The organism is Bizionia gelidisalsuginis (assembly GCF_008086185.1).
Lineage (GTDB): Bacteria > Bacteroidota > Bacteroidia > Flavobacteriales > Flavobacteriaceae > Bizionia > Bizionia saleffrena.
The window spans coordinates 116,943-139,757 of record NZ_VSKN01000003.1; the positions used below are offsets into that span (position 1 = coordinate 116,943).

At 34.3% G+C, this 22,815-nt stretch carries 23 protein-coding genes; 7 read left to right on the forward strand and 16 right to left on the reverse strand.

What is annotated here, in order from left to right; genetic code table 11:
• Positions 1 to 90: 90 nt before the first annotated feature.
• Positions 91 to 510 (reverse strand): PH domain-containing protein, encoded by a 420-nt coding sequence (locus tag ES677_RS03620; protein WP_148369673.1) that lies wholly within the window; start codon positions 508 to 510, stop codon positions 91 to 93.
• 699 nt (positions 511 to 1,209) lie between these two features.
• Positions 1,210 to 1,881 (reverse strand): hypothetical protein, encoded by a 672-nt coding sequence (locus ES677_RS03625; protein WP_148380464.1) that lies wholly within the window; start codon positions 1,879 to 1,881, stop codon positions 1,210 to 1,212.
• 366 nt (positions 1,882 to 2,247) lie between these two features.
• Between ES677_RS03625 and ES677_RS03630 the strand changes: the two genes are divergently transcribed.
• The 6 genes from ES677_RS03630 (at position 2,248) to ES677_RS03650 (ending at position 8,290) form a co-directional block, all read left to right on the forward strand.
• Positions 2,248 to 2,427 carry a hypothetical protein gene (locus ES677_RS03630; protein ID WP_148369675.1) on the forward strand — a complete coding sequence of 60 codons (180 nt, stop codon included), beginning with the start codon at positions 2,248 to 2,250 and terminating at the stop codon, positions 2,425 to 2,427.
• 36 nt (positions 2,428 to 2,463) lie between these two features.
• Positions 2,464 to 4,098, forward strand: coding sequence for an ATP-binding protein (locus ES677_RS03635; RefSeq protein WP_148369676.1), 1,635 nt, complete (start codon positions 2,464 to 2,466; stop codon positions 4,096 to 4,098).
• Positions 4,099 to 4,101: 3 nt separating this feature from the next.
• Positions 4,102 to 4,767 carry a DNA-binding response regulator gene (locus tag ES677_RS03640; protein ID WP_148369677.1) on the forward strand — a complete coding sequence of 222 codons (666 nt, stop codon included), beginning with the start codon at positions 4,102 to 4,104 and terminating at the stop codon, positions 4,765 to 4,767.
• A 383-nt stretch (positions 4,768 to 5,150) separates the two neighbouring features.
• Positions 5,151 to 5,291, forward strand: coding sequence for a hypothetical protein (locus ES677_RS15255; RefSeq protein ID WP_170235037.1), 141 nt, complete (start codon positions 5,151 to 5,153; stop codon positions 5,289 to 5,291).
• Positions 5,292 to 6,396: 1,105 nt separating this feature from the next.
• On the forward strand, positions 6,397 to 7,521 hold the full coding sequence (locus tag ES677_RS03645; protein WP_170235042.1) for an ice-binding family protein: 1,125 nt from the start codon (positions 6,397 to 6,399) through the stop codon (positions 7,519 to 7,521).
• A 541-nt stretch (positions 7,522 to 8,062) separates the two neighbouring features.
• Complete coding sequence (locus ES677_RS03650; protein ID WP_148369754.1) at positions 8,063 to 8,290, forward strand: hypothetical protein; 228 nt, start codon at positions 8,063 to 8,065, stop codon at positions 8,288 to 8,290.
• Between the two features lie 385 nt (positions 8,291 to 8,675).
• On the opposite strand, the gene ES677_RS03655 is transcribed toward ES677_RS03650, so the two are convergent.
• A complete protein-coding gene (locus tag ES677_RS03655) occupies positions 8,676 to 9,950 on the reverse strand; it encodes an FAD-dependent oxidoreductase (protein ID WP_148380466.1) in 1,275 nt (424 codons plus the stop codon).
• Between the two features lie 614 nt (positions 9,951 to 10,564).
• On the opposite strand from ES677_RS03655, the gene ES677_RS03660 reads away from it, so the two are divergent.
• Positions 10,565 to 10,927, forward strand: coding sequence for a DoxX family protein (locus ES677_RS03660; RefSeq protein WP_211357858.1), 363 nt, complete (start codon positions 10,565 to 10,567; stop codon positions 10,925 to 10,927).
• Between the two features lie 3 nt (positions 10,928 to 10,930).
• Here ES677_RS03660 and ES677_RS03665 read toward each other — a convergent pair whose 3' ends face one another.
• The 13 genes from ES677_RS03665 to ES677_RS15485 form a co-directional block, all read right to left on the reverse strand.
• Positions 10,931 to 11,287, reverse strand: coding sequence for a DoxX family protein (locus ES677_RS03665; protein ID WP_148369681.1), 357 nt, complete (start codon positions 11,285 to 11,287; stop codon positions 10,931 to 10,933).
• Between the two features lie 28 nt (positions 11,288 to 11,315).
• Positions 11,316 to 12,800, reverse strand: coding sequence for a cryptochrome/photolyase family protein (locus ES677_RS03670; RefSeq protein ID WP_148380468.1), 1,485 nt, complete (start codon positions 12,798 to 12,800; stop codon positions 11,316 to 11,318).
• A complete protein-coding gene (locus tag ES677_RS03675; protein ID WP_148380469.1) occupies positions 12,797 to 12,925 on the reverse strand; it encodes a DUF2256 domain-containing protein in 129 nt (42 codons plus the stop codon). Before ES677_RS03675 ends, ES677_RS03670 begins: the two co-directional genes overlap by 4 nt.
• Positions 12,922 to 14,382, reverse strand: coding sequence for a cryptochrome/deoxyribodipyrimidine photo-lyase family protein (locus tag ES677_RS03680; RefSeq protein ID WP_148369684.1), 1,461 nt, complete (start codon positions 14,380 to 14,382; stop codon positions 12,922 to 12,924). The genes ES677_RS03675 and ES677_RS03680 overlap by 4 nt, the downstream gene beginning before the upstream one ends.
• Positions 14,379 to 15,497 carry an FAD-binding domain-containing protein gene (locus ES677_RS03685; protein WP_148380470.1) on the reverse strand — a complete coding sequence of 373 codons (1,119 nt, stop codon included), beginning with the start codon at positions 15,495 to 15,497 and terminating at the stop codon, positions 14,379 to 14,381. Before ES677_RS03685 ends, ES677_RS03680 begins: the two co-directional genes overlap by 4 nt.
• Positions 15,498 to 15,788, reverse strand: coding sequence for a TIGR03643 family protein (locus tag ES677_RS03690; RefSeq protein WP_148380471.1), 291 nt, complete (start codon positions 15,786 to 15,788; stop codon positions 15,498 to 15,500). It lies immediately after the preceding gene.
• A gap of 7 nt (positions 15,789 to 15,795) precedes the next feature.
• A complete protein-coding gene (locus ES677_RS03695) occupies positions 15,796 to 16,197 on the reverse strand; it encodes a DUF2452 domain-containing protein (RefSeq protein ID WP_148369687.1) in 402 nt (133 codons plus the stop codon).
• A 15-nt stretch (positions 16,198 to 16,212) separates the two neighbouring features.
• On the reverse strand, positions 16,213 to 16,377 hold the full coding sequence (locus ES677_RS03700; protein ID WP_148369688.1) for a Lacal_2735 family protein: 165 nt from the start codon (positions 16,375 to 16,377) through the stop codon (positions 16,213 to 16,215).
• A 784-nt stretch (positions 16,378 to 17,161) separates the two neighbouring features.
• Positions 17,162 to 19,153, reverse strand: a complete 1,992-nt coding sequence (locus ES677_RS03705; protein WP_148369689.1) for an elongation factor G — start codon at positions 19,151 to 19,153, stop codon at positions 17,162 to 17,164.
• A 929-nt stretch (positions 19,154 to 20,082) separates the two neighbouring features.
• Positions 20,083 to 20,577 carry a PPC domain-containing DNA-binding protein gene (locus ES677_RS03710; RefSeq protein WP_148369690.1) on the reverse strand — a complete coding sequence of 165 codons (495 nt, stop codon included), beginning with the start codon at positions 20,575 to 20,577 and terminating at the stop codon, positions 20,083 to 20,085.
• Positions 20,578 to 20,596: 19 nt separating this feature from the next.
• On the reverse strand, positions 20,597 to 20,887 hold the full coding sequence (locus ES677_RS03715) for a putative quinol monooxygenase (protein WP_148380472.1): 291 nt from the start codon (positions 20,885 to 20,887) through the stop codon (positions 20,597 to 20,599).
• A 411-nt stretch (positions 20,888 to 21,298) separates the two neighbouring features.
• Positions 21,299 to 21,988 (reverse strand): metallophosphoesterase family protein, encoded by a 690-nt coding sequence (locus tag ES677_RS03720; RefSeq protein ID WP_148369691.1) that lies wholly within the window; start codon positions 21,986 to 21,988, stop codon positions 21,299 to 21,301.
• A gap of 75 nt (positions 21,989 to 22,063) precedes the next feature.
• Positions 22,064 to 22,807 carry a hypothetical protein gene (locus tag ES677_RS15485; RefSeq protein WP_211357859.1) on the reverse strand — a complete coding sequence of 248 codons (744 nt, stop codon included), beginning with the start codon at positions 22,805 to 22,807 and terminating at the stop codon, positions 22,064 to 22,066.
• Positions 22,808 to 22,815 lie beyond the last annotated feature (8 nt).

Genomic DNA, 22,815 nt, shown 5'->3' on the forward strand with positions numbered 1-22,815 from the left:
ACACTTTATTGTTACGGTAGGGCTCGGTAACCTTTGGCTAATCACTAACGGAGCGATCTACTTCATTACTCAGCTACTTTATAAAGTGCTTTATTCGAAGTCCGTTTCTCGAACGCGTTTTTTATCTCTTCTTTCCTCCACTGCAATTCTAAGTTTTTCTCTCAGGTTTTTCCCTTCGGAAATAGCAGGAATTCTCACAACTGAATGGCTTCGGTCTGATGTTACAAGCGTTATGTTAGAGAGACCGACAAGTCGCAAAAAGAAAGGTTGATCGAGACGAATATCCTTTACACGATAGAGTTCTAGTTCTTCAGTAGACTTAGATAATACTCCTTTTTCTACTATTAATCTTTGCTCTGTAATTTCAATTTCCCAAGTTTTAACGACAAGAAATCTCCATATTGCTATAAAAATAGGAATAATTAACCAACTGAATAGAAGACATATTACATAGGTCCCAAAGTTAGTCCATTGTGACGGGCTGCCTTTCCAAATTTCTTTTTCTTCCATAATATTCTGTGTTTATGTTTAAAACATTGAGGGTTTACAGTTAGCAATTTTAATTGTTATTAGCAATTTGCTAAACTTGGTGGAATGATAGTTAGCCGCATATTACGTGTGTTTTAATACCTCTCATTTCAGGTTTCATTATTTTTGGATTAGTTACAATAACACAAATAAAATTAATATCACGCATAATAACTTACGGTTTTCCTCATTCTAAAAAGTTTTTGGCATAAGGTCTTGTTTTTAAAAGCGCTAGAACTTATTCTTACCCCTATAATACTTCAGTATGACCAGTTGTAAGGTTTAACTGTTTTAATGTTAGCTACTAAAAACGGAGCCTTTATTTGGTTCGCTTTAATAAATGCTTTTAAACCATGCATAACTTCGTATCTATAAAATCTCAATTCGGCGCGCAATATAAGATAACTTAAATGTAATTTATTGTAAAAAATCGTAAATGTGCTTTAGTGTTATAATTATTAATATTACGTATGAATTGAGAGGAGGATCGGTATGCTGTGTGGGGCGCTATTTATTGTTGTACCGCAGTTTATGTTAATGGGAGCATGGTGTAAGGGCGGCGTTTTTCCAAATGAGTTATTAGGGTCAAATCAGTCTAAAATTAAACCCGGAGGTGATTAAAACTAAGGTATAGTACTTTTTTACTGTTGTTTTACGAGGGGCCTTTTTAGTCTTGCTTTGTTAATTACAAATATATTTTTTAATCATATATGGTGTAATGGGTTTTAGTGTTTTGCCTGTTTTAGGGTGTAAGCCTACAGCCGTAAAAAAGTCTATCCCTTTATTGGTATTCTTTCCATACCAGAATCTTACACTCTTATTCGCATTAAAGAAAATTGAATCGCAATGCAATGTTACTTTTCTAAAAGAAAGTATTCTATCCTCTTTATATAGTTTAAGTTGGTTTAAACGGTATTTTTCTGTGTTAAATTCAACTTCGGTAAACCGGTCGTTTTCCCAGACCATCCATTTTTGAGTATTAATAGTTAGCGCGCTGAATACAATTAGAAGTAAAGCTAGAATGGCAATTGAAAGTGCTTTTATTTTATGCTTAGCCAAAAAGCTACGATTTGGTACACGCGTTTTTACCTCACTTTTTTTCTTGTAACCATTAAAATCATCGTGCCCTAAATAGGTACATAAACAAATAACAGCAAACTGCTTTAATACTACCTTTTCGTTAGTAATCGCAATGGCATTGTTGTAGTGAATGCGTATTATTTTCTCACCATACGGCTCTCCAGAATTTTCAGTAATATAATCTGATAAGAATTCTGCAATATGAGTTTTCTTGATTAAACCTTCTTCTTTTTTTGCTTTTTCGAACGCCTCTTTTAGTAACTTTTTGTGCATCTTTTATACTTAATTTTTATCTGTTTTCCTTATTTAAATTTTTACAGAAATTTTTTTCCTTGTCTTTTCCGAGGCTTTTCCATAGGGTTTCCACATCACTTTTTAAAATCTACATTTATTTGCCACAGGGTTGATTCTTAGCGCTATTGTAAAATGATTTGCGAAATATATCAATTCTAAAATGAAGTGGCACAATAAAATGGTATTACGATTTGGGAAGTAATAATACGGTTTTATTTCTGCGCTTCATTCTTCCCAAAAACGAGAGACGTCTCTACACAATTATTGCGAGTTGCTAAGCAGCTCTGTATCCGATTTCAAACCTCGGACAGCCACATTATTGTTCAAATTTAAATTTTATAAAAGATGAAAAAAAGATATAGTATCTTATTGACAGTTCTACTTACGGGCTCATTATTTTCGTGTACACCGCAACATTTAAAGGACGACGGCACTACTATTCAGCAAACGGATGGCTGTTGTGGAGAGGATGGCGGTTTAGATCTTCCGCCACCGCCACCACCAATTGAAGGAAAAGCATTATAAAGGCATTAAACTAAAAATAGTTGTTATTTTTGAGGAATGAAATCATTTAAAAAATCATTCCTCTTTTTTTTATTTATTAGTGTTCTACTAGTTTTTAAATCGGGATTTGGGCAACAGTCGGTAGACAGTTTAACGTATTACACTAAAAGTATAGAGGTTGGACAATCGGAACAGAGTTTGCCTAAAGCGTACCGGTTCTTTAGTAAACATTTTGCGATTGCTAAAGCAAATGATGATGTACGTGCTATGGTTTACGATTTGTGTATTCTTGCAGAACTGGATTTTAAAATAGGTTTTTATGATGCTAGTGAAGCCACCTGTGTTAAAGGCTTAGCTTTATTGGATACGCAAGAAATAAGCGCGTATAATAGCTGGTTTAGAAAATTTTTTTATAATCAGTTAGGACAGGTCTATAAAGAAAAACAGCTTTACAATCAAGCTTTTAAAAAATATTATAAAGCATTGGCTTTGGCTAATAGTTCTTTAGATAGTTTAGTGGCTTACAATAATATTGCTATTGTTTTAAAACACCAAAATCAATTTAAGGAAGCCGAGAATACTCTAGAAAAAGCGGTTGGTTTGTTTGTGCGTGTAGACGATTCCTTAGAAATAGCGCGCGTGTTAGATAATTTAGGAGTTATAAAACACCAACTCAAAAAAACGGAATCTTTTACTTATTTTAAGAAAGCTTTAGACATAAGGAAGCGCAGTGAAAACGTCTTTAGTTTATACCCTAGTTATAAAAGCTTAGCCACCTACTATCTTAGTATAAACGATTCGGCACAAGCTACAAAATTAGCTTTAAAAGCCTATAATGTGGCGGCATTAACTAATAGTTTAACCTATAAATTAGACGCCACAAAATTGAGGTTGCGCGTTGGAGATTACGGCATTGCTAATGAGTATATGCACTTAAACGACAGCTTAGAAGATATAAAACGATCCAGTCAGAATAAATTTGCCTTATTAAAATACAATGTCAGCAAAAGTGAATTGCAATCGGAAAAAGAGAAAAACGAGAAGCAAGTGTTCCAATTTATTGCCGTTCTTGTTTTTGTGTTAGGGCTTTCTTTATTTTTTATAATGAAAACGAAAAACACCAAAGATAAGTTGCAACAAGTTTACATCACCGAAACGCGTATTTCTAAAAAAGTGCATGATGAAGTGGCAAACGATGTGTATCAAATTATGACTAAACTTCAAGATAAATCGCGTATTAATGAAACTGTTTTAGACGATTTGGAGCATATTTATAATAAAACGAGAGATATTTCTAAAGAAAATAGCACGATAGACTTCGGTCTCTATTTTGACGAATTATTATCTGATTTGCTATTAACCTATAAAAGTGCTACAGTAAATGTTATTACTAGAGGTGTTTCAGCGGTGCGGTGGCAATCGGTTTCAGAAGAAAAGAAGATGACTGCCTATAGGGTGCTCCAAGAGTTAATGACTAACATGAAAAAACATAGTCAAGCCTCTTTAGTGTTGCTTATTTTCAATCAAAAAGATAAGAAAATAGAAATAAATTACAGTGATAATGGAGTGGGTTGCAAAATAAAAAAGCAAAATGGACTGCAAAATGCGGAAAACCGTATTCAAACTATAAATGGAACAATTACTTTTGAATCTGAAGAGAATAATGGGTTTAAAGCAAAGATTATAATTTAAAGTATGTTTAATAAAGTTTTAATTTCGGACGATTTAGGAAGTATTAATCAAGGCGTTTTAAGTGTCTTAGATAATTTAGGTATAAAAAACGTGCATCAGGTGCAGTATTGTGACGATGCCTTTTTAAAAATAAAAAAAGCGGTATTAGACGATGCCCCTTTCGATTTATTAATAACAGATTTATCTTTTATTGTAGACCACAGGTCGCAAAGATTTAATTCGGGATCGGAATTAATACAGGCTTTAAGGAAGGAGTACCCTTATTTAAAAATTATTGTGTATTCGGTAGAAGACCGCTTACAACGCGTACGGCTTTTAATGAATGACTACAAGGCGAACGCCTATGTATGTAAAGGCAGGCGCGGTTTAATAGAAATTGAGAACGCCATACATACTGTATTTAACGGCGACTGTTATTTGTCTCCACAAATTGAACAGGCTTTAAGCCCTAAGGCCAATTTAGAACTAGACGATTTCGATATTCATTTAATACAGTTATTATCTGAGGGATTGTCTCAAGACGATATAAGTGCGGCTTTAAAAAAAGAAAATTTTTCGCCGTGCAGTTTAAGCTCTATCGAAAAACGATTGAATAAACTTCGCGTGCAGTTTAAAGCTAATAATGCGATACATTTAATAGCTATAGTTAAAGATTTAGGCTTAATATAAAGCCGCTTTACGGAATACCGTAAAACACACAGTAAACGTTTACTTACTATTGTGTGTTATTAATTTATACATTTTGAGGGAAATGTTAAGAGGCAAGCAGAAATGTGAGCCTCTTTTTTTTGTGATTACGGTTTTCCGTAAGGATGGTAGTTCAAATGGTTTTAAATTTGCCTTATCGATTAGTGGTTTACCCAAAACAGACTTACAACCAACGTCTGTTTGCTAATTAATATTTAATACAATTTTGAATTTTTGGATTAAAATCACGCAATTATCAATAATTTTAAAATTCAATTCAAGGCCTTGCGGATTCCCGTAAGGCTTTGTTTTTATATAGTCGTAATTTTGGGCTATTCAACTTTATAAAAAAAATAATGGCTTTAATGCATATCCCATCAGGGGAAGTCCATAAAGGACGAAAAGGAGAAACTACAGCATGTGGTATAAATACTAAAGAACAGTTAGACCATTGGGGCACTGTTAAAAACACGGTTACTTGTAACAAAAAAGGATGTAAAAACTAAGCAGTGGAAAATAAAAGGCTTTTATAAACATTACTCATTATAGTTAATCGCTTCTTTAAGAGGTTTAAAAGAAAGATGATAAGTGTTATGAAGTACTTGAGCCATTTGAGAAGCGGGTATAATACCAATTAAAAGTAGTGTGTCTACATATTATGCCCGCTTTAAGATTAATAGATATCAAAAGCTTAGGAAGGCGTGATTATAAAGGCTTATTGCTTTATAACTAAAGACTCCATAAAAAATTTAATAAAAAATTAAATCGCGTGTCGTATTACTAGAATTAATTATTTAAGGGCTGAATTATTTCAGCCGATAAAATTATATCATAATTGTGACAATCTTTATACAGTGCAATAAGCTGTCTGCACTAAGGTGAATTAGTATTAGTGACTCTAAGCGGTCTTAAAACGTGCAAACTCTGTAAATAAGTCGGTTTTTTACCGCGATCTAATCAGTAACTTATTTAATTTTTAATTATACCAAATTTTAAAAGTATTCAATATAAAAGAGTCTTAAAAACATAACTTCTTTCTTGTTAGTTTGGCGGCATAATTTATTTAATTTTTTAGTTCTTCATAGAAAACGAGACCATCTTTTGGTCTAAACCTCATTCCGGATTACTGTGCTGTTTTCGTACGTCTTATTTATTATGCCTTTTATCGGAATACAGTTAGCAGTCTATCACAAATAATGCGTGCAATGGATGCCATTATCTAAAAATAGACTACTTATTCAGAATATAAGGTTTTAGTTTTTATTAGAAGTTCTGAACTACACTGTTAAAACATATCATCCAACTGATTGGTACTTGTTAAACGACAGCTTTATTACCTATTAAAATAGGACTCTCAATTTTTTATTGGCTTAATAGGCTATTTAGTAAAGAATACTGCATCTTATATAGATGCTTTTTTTTAGTGAAGAATAGTGATGAGCGACCTTAATTAAATAAAAACACAAATACATGCAAATTATTTTTAAAAGCCTATTGATACTTCTATTATTATTAGTTTCAAGTAGTCTTAGCGCTCAAGTTGGTATCAACACGATAACACCAGATACCTCTTCTATTTTAGATGTTTCTTCAAACAGTAAAGGCTTTTTAATGCCGCGGTTAACCACGAATCAAAGAAATTCAATTGAACAACCTGCCGCAGGTTTAATGATTTATAATACGACGTTGAATGACGGTCAATTAAATACAGGGACACCCGAAGCACCACATTGGGTAGGTATAAAAAATAAGGTAAGCCCTGCCTCAATGATTGAATCAGTTACTGAAGTTGGGGTTATTAGCACCACGTCCACAGAAGATTTTTTAGTACCAGGTATGACGATATCTCCTAATTCTGGTACTTATATGGTTTTCTTTAATGGCCAAATGTCTCATAAGGTATTTAGTTTGTCTCAAGGTGTTGATGATTTGAGTACTGTCTACGATGATCTACTAGCATACCCAAATGCAGATAATCACGGTGTTACTTTTGGAAACGAGACTTTGAACCCTGGTGTTTATGACGTTGCAGGGGCACATTCGATTTCAGGAAGTCTAACGTTAGATGGAGGTGGTGATCCAAATGCCATATTTATTATTAGGGGTAGTGGAGCTCTTACAATAGGAGATTCTGCAACTTTAAATTTAATTAATGGAGCAAACTCCAATAATATATTTTGGGTAGCTGAAGGAGCTATAACCATTGGTGAAAATTCTATAATGAAAGGAAACTTGATAGCTCATCCTGGAGCGATTACTATGGAGTCTAATGCTGAGCTCGAAGGAAGGATGTTCTCGACCACAGGAGCAATAGTTATGGATTCTGCCACACTTAACGCACCAGTAGGTGTTTCTTTTATAGATTTACGAGAACTTTCGACATTTGTGATATTTAGTTCTAATGGCGCTGTTTCTAATGCGGGTATATCAGTAGTGAATGGAGATGTAGGAGCTGCAGACGGTGATGTCTCAGGTTTTGCAGGTATTAACGGGCATGTCTATACTGAAAATACAACAACAACAAATGAATCAAATGCTGCTACTGCTATTTATAGTATTTATCAGAATGGTATAGAAGTAGCAAATTCTAGTAGAGCAATTACTAGCAATAGTTCAATAGTATCTCTCCAAGTTATGCTGACTGCAATCGCAGGAGAATCCATAGAAATAAGATGGAAAGTTGATAATGGTGAAATGACAATGAATCATAGAATATTGTCATTGATTCGAAATTAAAAATAGCGTTACATTATAAGTCATTAAAATCTTCGATCTATAGCATTTAAGCGAATTAGATGTGCTATTCATTTTTATATTGCGCATTTGGTAGGCCGTTTTAAATTTTAAGGGCAATGCGCGTTAGGGTATCAATAGTTAAGATTTAAGTAATTTTATAATGATGTTGCGTTCAGTTAGCTTCAAGAATAATTAAGATACTTCTTAATCTAATACCGGTTTTCTATATATTTTAATGAATACACACCTATATAATGACTATTTAAAATAAATATAGTGTTCTGATTATCAGGTTTTAACCTATTTTTTAAGGCCGAATTAGTGGGCTTTTAATTTATTTAAAAGTCTTATAATTCTAATAGTTACGTTGCTATTTAGCACTCCAGAATTCACTCTTTCTCAATACGTTTTTAACTTTTATAAGAGATGCTGACGGACGTTAATTTTTTTAGAGTTGTTAAAGTATTCATAACCAATACCTGAAATTTGTTAATTATTTGATGTTTAATTACATTTGAGCATATTTAAACAAAATATAATGATGGATATTTTAGAAGAAGCAACAATCTTTGAAAATGCCAAAATGAGTCATATGTCTACGAGTGATAGAGTGGTAGCTTCAAGAGAGGCGAAACGGCTTATTTTAGCAATCAACGAGATTTACAAGAAGACTAAAGAGACATCCTTAATGGATGCTATGAAGCGCTTAACCGTTAAGAAAAAAAGAATTGAAATTCGGTTAAAAGGAAGACCCGATCCGGGAATTTAAATAAGCTAAGAGACTAATGAATTAAGTAGTCTTAAAAACAGCTTTACTACCGTATTGAACTAATTCTGTTGCAGAATATTTTTGTGAAATTTTTCAATAATATTCTCATACACACTACCTATGTTTTGTTGTGACTCAAAATATCTAGAGTTAGTATTTTTTTTTATAAGACATTTTCTAGACAATCATACCAATTAGTTGCGCGTTGAGGTCCCCAATCGCGTTTAAAAATGTGTTCTCATTCTAGGCGTGAAAGAATTAAATTTTCTAATACCTCAGCATTTCTAATTTTTAAATACGTCTCAATAGAGTGTTGTTTAGTAGGACTATACCATAATTCTTGACATTTCACCATAACTTTAAAGACAGTGTCCGTCGTTTACCATTATGACGTCACAATATTTTCCTTCTCAATCGCATTAGAAACCTCTTTTATAACTGCAAGTGCAGCTCTTTCACCAGAAATTATGGCAGCATTTAAGGACCCGTTTAACTGTGTGTCTCCGGCAAGATATAAACTACGGGTTAATCGCGTTTCAGAGGGTGACATCTCGTACTTTAAATCGGTTAATTTTGGTAATGCCTTTGGGATATTGTAAAGTTTTAAAAACGTTAAAGAATCCATACCGCAAAGTGTCATTAATTCCCTTTTTACGCTTTCTATGAGTACGTTGTTAGACAGGTTTTGATTATTTGTTACCGTTACCGAGAGCAACTCTTTACCCGGAGTTATCGTGCTTTGTAGACTTGTAGGGTAAAATATATTATTTATTAGTGCTCCCTTTTTAGGGATAAGTCCAATTAATGGCCTTTTTATGACTCTGCTTTGCGTTTCAAAATATAAGGTATCGCAAGAGGTCCATTCGGTTAAATTACTTTTTAAATCGGAAATGAAAGGGCGCGCCTCCGTGGCAATTATAGTAAAATGGCTGTCTAGTTTTGTATTATCAGTAAGCAATATTTCTTTTTCTGTAAGGGATGCGACTGTTGTATTGAATTTGAACGTCGTGTTTTTTAGGTTTTGCGCTAATTGTATCGGAATTGCTTCCATTCCCGCTTTCGGTAAAGCGGCATACCCCTCACCAAACATTTTATAAATAAATTCGAACATTCTACTTGACGTTTCAAGTGCCGTTTCAAGAAAAATACCGCCGAAAAAAGGTTTAAAGAAATCTGTAATCATTTCATTTGAGAAACCTAAATCCGTTAAATAGGATACAGTAGATTGTTCTTCGCTAGCAAATATATCGACTAATGTTTTTTTCTTGAGTTTAGTATTAAGCGCCAGTATTTTAAGTTTATCGGAAAAGTTTCCTATTCCAGAAAAAAGGGTAGGTAATAGAAAAGACCAATCTCTTAAAGGATCACCTATTATTTTTTGTTTATTATTTTTAAAAATGGAAGCGCCAGGTAGTATATTCTGTAGATCTAACGTTTCAAAATCGAGATGTTTTTGAGCAGCCGGGTAGGCCGTTAACAATACTTGGAAACCATGATCTAAGCGGTAGCCCTTTACATTATCCGTTTTAACTCTTCCGCCAACACGGTCTGTCGCCTCAATAATAACACAACTATAACCATGATCATTCAAAACTTTGGCAGCTATGAGTCCGCTAACTCCAGCCCCAATAATGTGTATTTTATAATCTTCTTTATTCATGCTATTTATTATTTAGTGACAAAGGACACGCTTTCTAAAAGTGTGTTTAATAGACGTAAAGAGGCTTTAATGCGTCCACTGTAAAAGTAACAAAAATTATAGTTGATTATACCTCAACGCTCTCTTATAGACGACAACTACCTACTATTATTTCTGTTATCGTAATTCACGGGGCGTAAAACACATAATTAAGAGCTATAGGTTTACCTTACTTTATTTTTTTGTACACAAGCGGCTACGTCCCAGCGGCCTAATTTTTTGATAAATGTAGTGTAGATAAAGTATTGCTTAGGCTTCACAATATACTTATATTAAGAACTTTAAACGTTGATTTGGTAGTGTGGATAGTAGTGCGATCGTAATTTTGTTTAACATTTATTGTTATTCGTTAAACAATTTTGTAGCTTTGTTACGCAGGAATCCAAAATAAAAAAGGCTATAGATGCTTTTATTATCTTTAAGTATAATAAAATAGTCGCTTGCAGAATAAAATAGTGTAAATTTAAAATAACAAATTTATTACCGACTAGCTTTGAATAATGTACGATGTTCCATAATAAATAATGAAACATGTTTTATTGTTCTTAGTTTAAATTAACCAATCAATTAGAAATATGAATTATTTAGTTATTGCTTTCCAAGTTATTGTAGGAATTAGCCTTTTAAATGTATGGCTTTTACAAAGTAAAAAAGCAACACGATGGCGCGGCGGAAATGCGACAACAATAATGGAGGAGTTTAAGGTATACGGCTTATCGGCCATGGTATGTTATATTGTTGGTTTTATAAAAGTAACGCTAGCAATTTTACTAATTGTTGCGATATGGTATCCTGTTCTAAAACAACCAGCAGCTTTAGGTTTGGCAGCTCTTTTATTAGGCTCTGTGGCTATGCACCTAAAAATAAAAGACCCCTTATTTAAGTCCTTTCCTGCCGCATTATTTTTAATTATGTGCTTATTTATAGCTTTCTTTTAAAATTTATATGAAGGAAAGTTTATCGTAATATTTAATACAGATGTACAGATTAATAAGTGCAAAAAGCAGGGAGGGTAATGATTCTAAAAGACTATCTTTTATTTTTAGTCTTACAGCAAATCCCGAAAGCATTAAAAGCGTTAAACCTACTGAGGCTATAAACACCAAATTAGGCGAAAAGAAATACCCGAAAACGAGACCTAAAGCCCCTAATAATTGAAAGTATCCTGTGGCTACTCTTTGTTTTTCAAGACCGAACCTAATAAATTCGGCCTTCATTTTCTTAGACACTAAGCAATTAGTGCCATAAAATAAAAAGGCGCTACTGGATATAAATACAGTGATATGTAATATATTCATTGTGTGTGTGTTGTTTTAATTAATTTTATCATTCTAAAGTTTGTAAATAAAAGGCTCCCTTCTCAAGGTGCTTTTGCTGTGTCTCGACGGGCATTTTATCAAACAGTCTCACTAGCATTCCTAATCGTGGATTCGACAAAAAGAAATCGCGATGGGTATGCATAAATCGCCAAAAAAGGCCATCCCAAGTCGCTTGCCACTCGCCCTTTTTGTAGTTACTCATTTTCATCACGTAATTACTACCACTTATATAAGGTTTCGAAGCCATCAATCCGCCATCTGCAAATTGACTCATTCCGTAAATATTACCAACCATTACCCAATCGTACGCATCAATAAAAAGTTCCATGAACCATTTATACACCTCGTCTGGATCAAACTCGCATAGCATCATAAAATTACCTAGTACCATTAAACGCTCAATGTGATGACAATAACCGGTGCGCAACACTTTTTTTATGGTGACATCAATAGGCACAATACCTGTCGTTCCGTTATAAAACGAAGGTGGTATTTTCTTTTTAAATTTCCAAAAATTAGTAGTACGCGCGTCACTTCCTCTAGCATCATAAATACCTCTTATAAACTCCCGCCATCCTATTATTTGACGTACAAAACCTTCAGTAGAATTAATGGGGATGGTATTCTCTTCAGCATATAATAAGCACGCTTCTATAATTTCTTTAGGGGTTATTAAACCCACATTAAGCATCGGTGTTAATACGCTATGATGTAGTATAGAGTGTTCTGCAACAATCGCGTCTTCGTACACGCCAAACTCCATAAAACGCTGCTCAAAAAAATGATTAAGCCAAGCCTTGGTGGTTTCAAAATTAGTGGGATATAATGGATATTCTGTAAGACTTCCTAAATGATTTGAAAAGTTTTTAGCAACGTACTGTTTTGCTTCTTCATAATACTCATCAACCTCTGGAAATTGAATAGCTGGAGGTGTTTTTTTAGCGGGATATTTTTTTCTATTCTCGGCATCAAAAGACCATTTTCCACCAGTTGGATCGCCGTTAGCTTCCATTAAAATATTCAGTCTTTTCCGCTGTTGTTTGTAAAAGGCGCTTTGGTGGTATTTCAATTTATCTGATTTAAAAAAATCAGCGAGGTCCTCTTTGGTGTTTAAGAATAAAGGTGAATTATAAACGGTGGCTGATATATTATTATCTAAACACCCTTTATCTATTCTTTTTTGAAGCCAGTTATCGGTGGGTTCAATATAATGGATATGTTCAACACCAAGACGTTTCAATTCAGGAATAAGCTGTCTAACCTCTGAAATTTCTGCGATAGCTTCAATATAGAACACTTTAAGATTTTTATCTTTCCGAAGAAAATCGGCATACCGTTTCATTGTCGCTCTATGAAAGGCTATTTTTTGTTTGTGGAAAGGGTACTGTTTAAAAAATAAATAGTCTTCGACGATATATACAGGGGCATTCACTTCAAAAAGTGGAGACCTCTCAAATAACTGATGTGGGAATACTATACTAATGTGTTTCATTTATTGTTTCTGCAACGCGCGCTACAGTATTTTACTTCGTTCCAATTCTTTTTCCATTTTTTACGCCATAGAAATGGGCGTTTACACACCACACATGTTTTTTCTGGAAGGTGTTGTTTTTTCATCTCTTGGTATTGACATGTATTTGTAATAAACGTATCTTTTCTTTTTGGACAGCGGGATGTTTTCTATGACCCCAAATTTTATCTCTAGCCATGCGGGCACTTTCTTGGAGGTCTACAATAGGCAAGGGGTAATCTTCCCCTATTGTAATGCCGCAAAAAACGTGTTCCATTGCGGTCATTTTCCAAGGTTCATGGATATAGGCAAGGGGCACATTTTTGAGTTCTGGTATCCATTTTTTAATGAATGTACCCTTAGGGTCGTGCTCCTGTGAGTTTTTTACAGGATTATACAAACGCACGGTGTTAATACCTGTGGTGCCTGCTTGCATTTGAAACTGCGGATAATGAATACCTGGTTCATAGTCTAAAAACTGTCGTGCCAAATGATAGGCACCCTCTCGCCAATCTTGATCTAAGTTAAGGGTTAAAAACGACACGACCATAGCGCGCATTCTAAAGTTAATCCAACCTGTTTGTTCCACGGCACGCATACACGCATCGATTAAAGGGTACCCTGTAGTGCCTGTTTTCCAAGCTTTAATAAAAACGTCGTTTTTTTTGTGTGGTAAGAGTTCATATCCTTTATTGATGCAATGGGTTTCGTAACGACATTCCACTTCAAATTTTTGTATAAAATGACAATGCCAATGCAACCTGGTAAGCATTGCCGAAAAAGCCCTGCTATTTTTTGTGCCGTTAGGGTGTGTTCCAATATATTGAAACGCTTGTTTTATACTCAAATTTCCCCAAGCTAGATAAGGTGACAGCCTACTGCATCCCATTCTGCTTTCGGTAGGCTTTGAAATGTGTTTTTGGTAGTTAATTCCTCTTTTATCTGTAAATGATTTTAAATAGCGCCACGCATTCTGTTCGCCAGCGGGTTGATAGTGTTTCGGGTAGTCTGCTAACTGCGCTTCTAATTTTTCTGGTAATAAAAAGGGATGTTCAAGCGGTTCTTGCTCAAATACTGAAAAGTGGTTTTCTATTACCGAATGCTGCATTGTAGCGTGCCATTGTTTGCTCCAATCGTTTCTATTTTTAATCCCTCGTAAAATACCATCTCGTTGCGATTCTTGCCAAATAATAGTATGCGCTTTACAAAATAAACTCACTTTTTTATCGCGTTGCCAGGTGCTTTGAGTTCCACTTTCACGAAAACTAAAAATATTTGTAATAGCGAACGTTGCTTTTAAAAATTCAAAGATGTCTATAGCTTCTCCATAAAAAATCGCTACACTTCTCTTAAACGGTGCTAATGTTTGGTTTAAAGCGCTAATAGAGTGGTATATAAATTGCAAATGCCGAGGGCTAGTATCTGGGTATTCAATAAGTGAGGGTTCAAAGATGTAAATAATACGGTACGGAATACCAGCTTGCTCCGCCTTTAATAGCGGCTCGTGGTCTTGCGAGCGGATGTCGCGTTTTAACCACACAATATTTATAGCGTGGTTTTTCAATACGTTAGTTGTTTTTTACATTGTTTCCAAAAAGCAAAGAAGGAAGGATAATAGCCCTCCACATTAAATAACCATTCTCTAGGTTCTTCTATACCTTTGTAATGCTTGTTTAAAGGATGTTCTTTATAGAAAATGTTTCCGAAGTTATACGTCGTAATAAGAGTATTAAATTCACCGATGTAAATTTGAATATTGGCGATGTTTTCTTCGGAAAATGTAATGATGAAATCTATTGTATTTTGAGATATAGGATATTCTTCAAAATGTGAAGGCTCTAATATTAAAATTCTATTTGCTAAACGCTCTTTTTTCCAAAGTGGGTCTAGATTGTAAAAATTATATATACAGGTGGGAAGCGCCTCATCAATAACAATAATTTTCTGTTTTGGCAAAGGTGTTTTTAATTCTACTTCCGAAGTGTTTTTTAAAATTTCAGGAATTTCTAAGCTACTAAAAGCATCATACGGTACATCTAGAAAGGTGTGTTTTTGTTGGGTGAAGCAATATTTATTAATATTATCTTGATTGGCAACATATTTTTTATTCGCATTTGTGCCAGCCACCCATTGCCAACTTAATGCGTTGCTTGCCCAATCGGCATCCAATAAATGATAATACATCCATTGTGCGGGAACTTTCCAATGACTTTGCCCAATATTACAAGCGATTGAAGCGATGTACATTCTAAGGTGATTGTGTAAATAGCCTGTTTTGTAAAATGTATAAAGGGCATTATCAATAGCTTCAATGCCCATATTCGCCTCCACAATTACTTTTGCAATGGAAGTGTTTGAAACCGGTTTTTGCTCGTGTTTCAAGTCATAATTAATGGCGTTCCCTTTTGAAATCCACACCTGTTGCCAATAATCTCTCCAGGCTAATTCTTGAATAAATTTCTCTATTTGAGCGGGTTTATACCCTCTATTTAAAATTTGAGAAAGAATAAATTTCGTAGAAACAATACCTCTAGAAATATAAGGGGAGAGGTAAGTAACCGAACCGTTGATGTAATTACGTGTTGCACCATATTTAACCGGATCGATAGCGCGAACACGCTCAATAATCTCGGTATAACCGGTCGGGAAAAGAACATTTTCGCGATGACACCAGTCCATTTAACGCTTACTTATTTTATTACCAGAGATAGCGCTTTGACGGGAGCATTTAAAGCGCGTAATATCTGAATTTCGTTTCTTTAAATGTTTCTGACTAACACCGCTGTTCACTCTTTTCCTCCACCGTTTAAAACGCGATGTTTTAAGCTGGCGGCGCATTACTTTAATGACCTCTTTCTCTGGTAATTCAAACTGATATAAAATCGCCTCAAAAGGGGTCCTGTCTTCCCAAGCCATTTCTATAATGCGGTCTAATTCTCTTTCTGTAAAATGTTCTTTGTCTGTAGCCATACTTCCGTTATATTTTTTCCCAAATTAGGTCTGCATTCAAATAAAAACTACCTATTGGATTAAAGTGGCATTGCTCTGGTGCTATAATGGAAAGAAAGGACTCTCCATTGTCTCTTTTATATAAATGGTATATATGCCCGATAATGGGTTCAAAAGTGAATTTTGCATTAAAAATAAGCGTATTGTATTCAAACTCTTGCATCATTTTATCATACTCAGCTTTAAGCTCTGTATATTTTCCTTTTACCTTATGGTTTATTTTATTAATACTTCTGTTTTTCCAGGCCATCGTATCTGTCGTAGTAATTACTGGAGCGCCAACAGAAGTGGCATAAGGCCGCAGTGACGCATCATACTTTTGCGTTTCTGTATTAAAAACGACATTATCTGGTTTTGTATCTTTTACCATAGTCCTAGTATTATCTTAGCTCAGTTTTTCAAGTTGTTTTATAACCTCTTCCGCTTCAAACGTTTTTTGATCGCTCATCTTTCTATTAGACGTCGATAGGGTATGGGCTTCCTTTAAAAGTTTTTCATACTGTAATTGCAACTTTTCTTTCTCTGATTTCTTTTTGAATAATCCGAACATAATTTCTATTAAATTTATTTTTCCTTGAAAAAATCTTTTCTAGGTTATTCTATAAAGATACAAAATGTTTAACTATTTGGAAATATTGTTAAACAAAATAAATCATAAAGTTTTACAAATTTTGCACAGTGCTACATAATAGTGAATGCGGTGGGGTGCCTTTTTTTAATGTTTACGTTATTTTCTATCACTATGCAAGAAGTAAAATATAGAAAATGAAGCTCTAAAAATATTCTTTTTTTCGTGCGACTAATAGTAAACTAGATAATTAAATAGCCGTTTAATATTCCTAAAAATAAAAAAATAGGACAACCAAAGGATTGAAAAATACAACCGTAACCTACGGTTTATAACTCTGTTGTGGTTTTGTTTTTTGGAGACGGAGACAACGATAATAATTGGAACTTTTTGGTGTCTATAAGGGGATGGAAGAGGTTGTTTATAGTAGTCACCGCATAGGTCTCTATCTCATAAAAGTTTAGCGTTTTTTTGTAGTTTGGCTGCTAAAATGACGTGAAAAGTATTAATTTACTTGAGGAGTATACACGAACTTACACTATCGAATTTATTACATTATTTAAATTCATATTTTTTAATTATTTGTTCTCTATTGGCGACGCCAATTTCTCAAACTGTTCTTTATTAGAAACCCTTTGGGAGATTATAGATTAGCTCTAGGTTACGATTTACTTAACTGCAGGTTACATAGAGATGCTACTGATTTTACTTTAGATTATGGTCTATTACCAAAGCAATTAGCACAAGGGGAAATCAGCAAGCATTTTTATTTAGATTTCCGGTCATCTGCTTTAAAGGCGCCCCGCATGTGTAGTATCCATTGAGATTCATCTAGAGGTGAAACGCCTTTGTAGCTCCTTATTTTGTCTTCAGTAATACTGGTTTTTTTATAGCCATCCAGCACTAGTTTAAGACGGCCTTTCCCAGAGGTCGTAGCATTAAATTTTATAGAATAACTCATGGCAGCAGCGACTGAAACTCTGCCACGTAAGATAAAAAAATCATTATCGAAAACAGGAGCATCTATCTGCGCATTCATTTGGTTTAAATCGCTAGAAATGGGCCCTAACAAATCCTGACTGGCTTTTATTTCAAAGGCATACATGGGTTCTAAAAGATCTGTTCCGGCATTTTCTAATGCTTTGAGCACGCCCATTGGTGTCGCTAATAAAAAATCGCCGGGGTTTGAATGAACGGTGTGTTCCGTTCCTGCTATAAGGGTAATGGATAAATCAGTGACTTCATAACCAAGAATGCCTTGTCTCAGAGACCAAGGAATGGCTCGCTTGACCTCATTAATATACTTGTTGCTTATGTCACTCGTTCTTACGTTCGAAGTAAATGAAATGCCACTACCCAGTGGTGCTGGTTCTATCAAGAATGTCATAATGGCCCAGCATGGCTTAGGCATCCAGTAACGCACATAGCCTTCTGCTGACTTAGAGGGCGTTTCTTTATAAATTACTTTGGGTTTTTGGAATTCTGCTTCAATCGCCCATCTTTGTATTAAATTTTCTTTCAGAACCTCAGTTTGAATAGGCCCCAAAATTTTTAAGTGAAACTCTTTTTCTTCCTTAAACCATTTAAAATCTAATATCGGATCTTCAATATTAAGGATCTCTAAAGCTTCCCCCAATTTTTGATACTTTTTTACGTCCTTTGCTATCACTTGCACGCCTAGTACAGCCTTACTAATTTTCGAATAGTGATCATTTAGGTTTTCAGAACCTAAAATATCCCCAGAAAGTATACTATCAGAAGTGGTAACAACGCCTATCTCTCCATGATGTAATTCAGAACATTGGACTAAATCGCCAAGGATTGTTTTAAAAATCTGATTTATTTTAATCCCTTTATCCAGCCGTTGAGATCGAATGACGTCTTTGCTTTTTAGCGTGCCTCCATACACTTTTAGGTAGGCTAACTTTCCTTTTTTTTCATGGAAGGTTACTTTAAAAACTTTTGCAGCGGCAGTTGAGTAGTCGCTTTTAGGTTGGGGGATGAACGTTAAAATACTGTTTAATAATTCCTCTATGCCTAGGCCTAATTTGGCACTACCGAAAAGCGCACCATAAAGTCCTCCAGTTTTTATATTTTGTTTTCCTTTCTTTAAAACTTGTCCCAAATCAGAGGTTTCTCCTTCCAGATATTGCGCGAGAAAAGTCTCGTCGCATTCTGCTAGATTCTCCAGTGATTTTTCAAGGATCTTTGAGTCTGTATGATTACTACAATTTGTAAACGATAACAATTTGGGATTATCTATATTAGATACATCCGGATAATTCAAAGCGAAAAGCTTAGCGCCTAAGTCTTTTTGAAAATCTAAAAAAACGTGTTCTACATCTACGCCAGCCCTATCTATTTTATTAAAGAAAATGATAACAGGTAGTTTTCGCTCGATTAAGCTCTCCCAAAGGTTAAGGGTATGGGCTTGAACGCCTTCCTTGGCAGAAACCACTAGTATTACACCATCCAATATCGAAAGAGATCGATCAACTTCAGCGGAAAAATCAATATGCCCTGGGGTATCTACCAACTGGACTAAACTATCCTCCCAAGAGAAATTAACGGATGACGCTTTGATGGAAATCCCTCTACTTTTTTCCATAGTTAAACCATCAGTAATGGCTGAACCTTTATCGACACTACCCAGAGATTTAGTTGTCCCTGAATGGTGCAGCAGACACTCGGTAATTGAGGTCTTCCCTGCATCTACATGCGCTAAAATTCCTATGGTTAAAACTGTTTTATCTAACATAAGTTGGGGAGTGTAGACCTAAGCATATCCCATTATTTTTAGATGACATATCTTCTGGCGAGGTTTGTTTTTAAAGATTACTTTATTAATTTTTTTACAAGTTGATAATTATTAACGAGGACTTAAGCTGAAACTTGAAGTATTCTTTCTAATTCCCTTAACCTTAAAATTAACCCATTTTTGGACCAGCTGTTGTAGGCGTAATTTTTTCTTGATTCTCATTTGCTAAGATATTTATACATATAAGTATGTAAATTAATGTAAAAGTATACTTATATGTAGTCTTTAAAGTTTTTAATGATGCAAATACGTCTGATTAAGTTTGCGTAAAAGGGATTGATTTAAATTAAAACCAACGAGTTGTGAACGTTTAGTTGTGTTAGCTAGCAACTAAATTAGTAAAGGAAAACTGAATAGAAGATCTGCTAGGATTTTCGTAAGTAGGCTAAAACTATGTAATTTTTTATATATGGTGTGTGCCCAGTATGGGCATCTTTAACTTACTGCAGAGTAAGTAATTAAACTAGAGGGTTGCAAGGCCCTTATGCGCTGGGGTAACGCCTAGAAGCATTAGTAAGTGGCAAGGGCGGTAACTGTGAAGTAGCTCTGAAGGAAGAGAGACTACAACACTCGGTACTGATCCCTTCGACTTCGCTCAGGATAGACCAAGCAGAAACGGTATACGAGACCCGTACGTATGGTGGTGTGAGAGGCGCACTCCGTTCCTATTTAGGAGAGGAGCCGTCTACTCGATTAACGGTTTGTTGTTTTTTCCTGAATACACAGTCATTAATAACGTAATATTTTCTTTTGTTAGTCCGATATTCATTCCTGCATTTATATGAAATTTTAATTGAAGTTGTACATTTCCCAAGGCTATGAATGCAGCAATTTGTCTATGTTTATTACCTGTCTTCTTTTTTATGCTTCTAAAAATTGTACAAGTTTAGACCAATGTTCTCATCATAATAGCGATTAACGGTTCCATCAAAACTTTCTATAACAAATTCTCCAGCTCCATTAATTTTGGCTGTAAGCAAGTGTCCCGCTAATGCCGTGTAATCGTTACGTCCAAGTGTTACATGCATGTGTATGTAGTGGTTATCATTTTGTTGAGATATATTGCCTGTTAAGTTGGTGATTTCCATTTGTTCGGTGAAAGTTTTATCTACAAATTCTTTAGTCGCTGGATCAAAAAATCGTAAAGTAGCTTCACTTACAGCACCAAGACCTGAAATTGTTCCTGCTTTTATATTATGTTCTTCAACAAACGCAGTGATTGCTTTTGTAATCTCAGCATGGTTTTGAATACTTACAACATACTTGTTACCAAACTGCTTGTACGTGTACAGTTTAGAATTTGATTGTGCGTTTGCTAAAAAAGATACTGCAAAACACAGTACTATTAAAATTGAACGTTTCATTTTGTATAAAATTTTAAATTTAATAAGACTCCGTTATTATATCTATCGTTAAACTATCGGCCTTTTTTCCAAGTTCGGTCTTTAATATTACAAAATGCTCTGTTTGATTATGAAAGTCGATCGCTTCCTGAGATTTCCATTCTTCCAAAATTATGATCTTTGAGCTGTTATTAATATCTTGATGCAATATATACGAGATATTACCTTCCTCTTTTCGTGTGGCATCAGTAACGGTTTGTAGCATATTTAAGACATCTTCCTTAAATTCGGGTTTAACAATAATTGTAGCTATAATTTTTAATTTACTCATAATAAATACTTTTAATTTTTTCGTTATACTTTTTTTTTGAGTCCAGACTATTAATATGAACTTTTAATTGAGGTTGAACAGTTCACGTTGCCTTTTTTATCTATTTCATATTATGTAGGATGTTTGTTTTTCAATAACCGCTAACGGTTAGTATATGAAAAGTAGGCGATTTGCAAGCACAAAACTTTCGGTTAAGTACAAAGTTTGATACGAGCCACAAGCCTTGGATTTAGCACTATTTCGCCTATTTTTTTATTTTTATATACATCTTAAGTTAGCTTTGAGTGTCTTTTAGATTATAATCAAATTCTTTTTTTAAATTTCCGCAAACTTGCTCAAAATTTCGATGGAGTAATTTTCCTTTTTATTAAGAGTTTGAGTGAACATTTCCGTAAACTAGCTAAATTCAATTTAAGGGACAAAGTGCATTCTTTTTAATTTTCCTTTTTCTATTTGTCCTTTGTTATTTGCTTTTAAAAATTCGCCTGTTTCAACATTCAAACATGTTAACCACATACCTCCGTGTGCATAAGTATCTATGCAAATGGTATGTTTAAAATTTGCTATTTTTCCGTTTTTTCGAGCAGTATGTCCGCAAATCACAGTTTTTATTGGATCATATATTAGAGGTGCTTCAAATTTCTTGAAAAATAAATCATGCTCATTCTGTTCCTCTAAACGCTTGTTTTCTTCAAGTCCTGCATGTACGAATATAAATTCTCCAATTTCTAAATAGGGCAAGCAAGAATTAATAAAGTTCCAATGCGATTTATCTATCTGATTCATCCAATTTTGGTTATCACCAATTTTATATGAGTTTAATGTAAGTGATCCTCCATAATCTTCTAGCCAATACTCAAATATTTCAGTTGAAGATTTGGCACGTGTCATCATTATTTCATGATTGCCAAGAATAAATTTGAAGTCGAATGTTTTACTTTTTTCAATTAACCAATCAATAACACCTTTGCTATCAGCTCCCTTATCAACGTAATCTCCAAGAAAAACTACTTTATCATCTTCCTTTATCAAACCATGTTGAAAAATAGTTTTTAATGCGTTTATACTGCCATGTATATCTCCAATTGCGTAAATCGCCATAATTACTTTTGTTTTTATACTGTGTAACCCAAAGCTTATATTAAGTTTGTTTGACTGCTGATTATCATTAAAATTCTAGTAATTTACTTTTGACTTATTTTTTAATTTATTTTCTATGATTGGGTATAGGTTGTAGGTAGGATAAATTTCTGTAGTAAAAGCTTTCCATGCGGTTCTTTCAATTGCCAAATTTACAGCGGATAGTTTTGACGCAGGAAGTTCTAATACAACTACTTGACCAAGCCCCATAACTACAAACCAATTAACTACAGAAGTACCTTCTGGTGGAAGATTTTCATAAAACCCTTGATCGGTTTTAATTTTTTCAATCTCATTTAAATTCATGCTTTGATCATGTTTAAGAAAGATGGTTAATAACAACTTGTCATTAGCTTTTTCAGAGCTGGGTTTGGAATCAAGCACTACCTTTGCCTTATTTTTTAACTTATGTTCTATAATAGGATACAAATTGTAAGTTGCATACATTTCTGTTGTAAAAGCCTTCCATGCAGTTCTTTCAATTTCTAAATTTACAGCTGATAATTTTGAAGCAGGAAGTTCTAATATAGCCACTTGGCCAAGTCCCATAACCACAAACCAATTAACTACAGAAACACCTTCTGGAGGAAGATTTTCATAAAACCCTTGATCCATTCTTATCTCTTCAACCTCATTCAAAGTCAAGCTTTGATCATGTTTAAGGAAGATTGTTAGCAACATCTTGTCATTAGCTTTTTCAGAATTGGAGGTTTCAGCATGCGATTGTGAATAACCCGTGAATTGTAGTACGAATAATCCGAGTAATAATGCGTATTTCATATTTTATA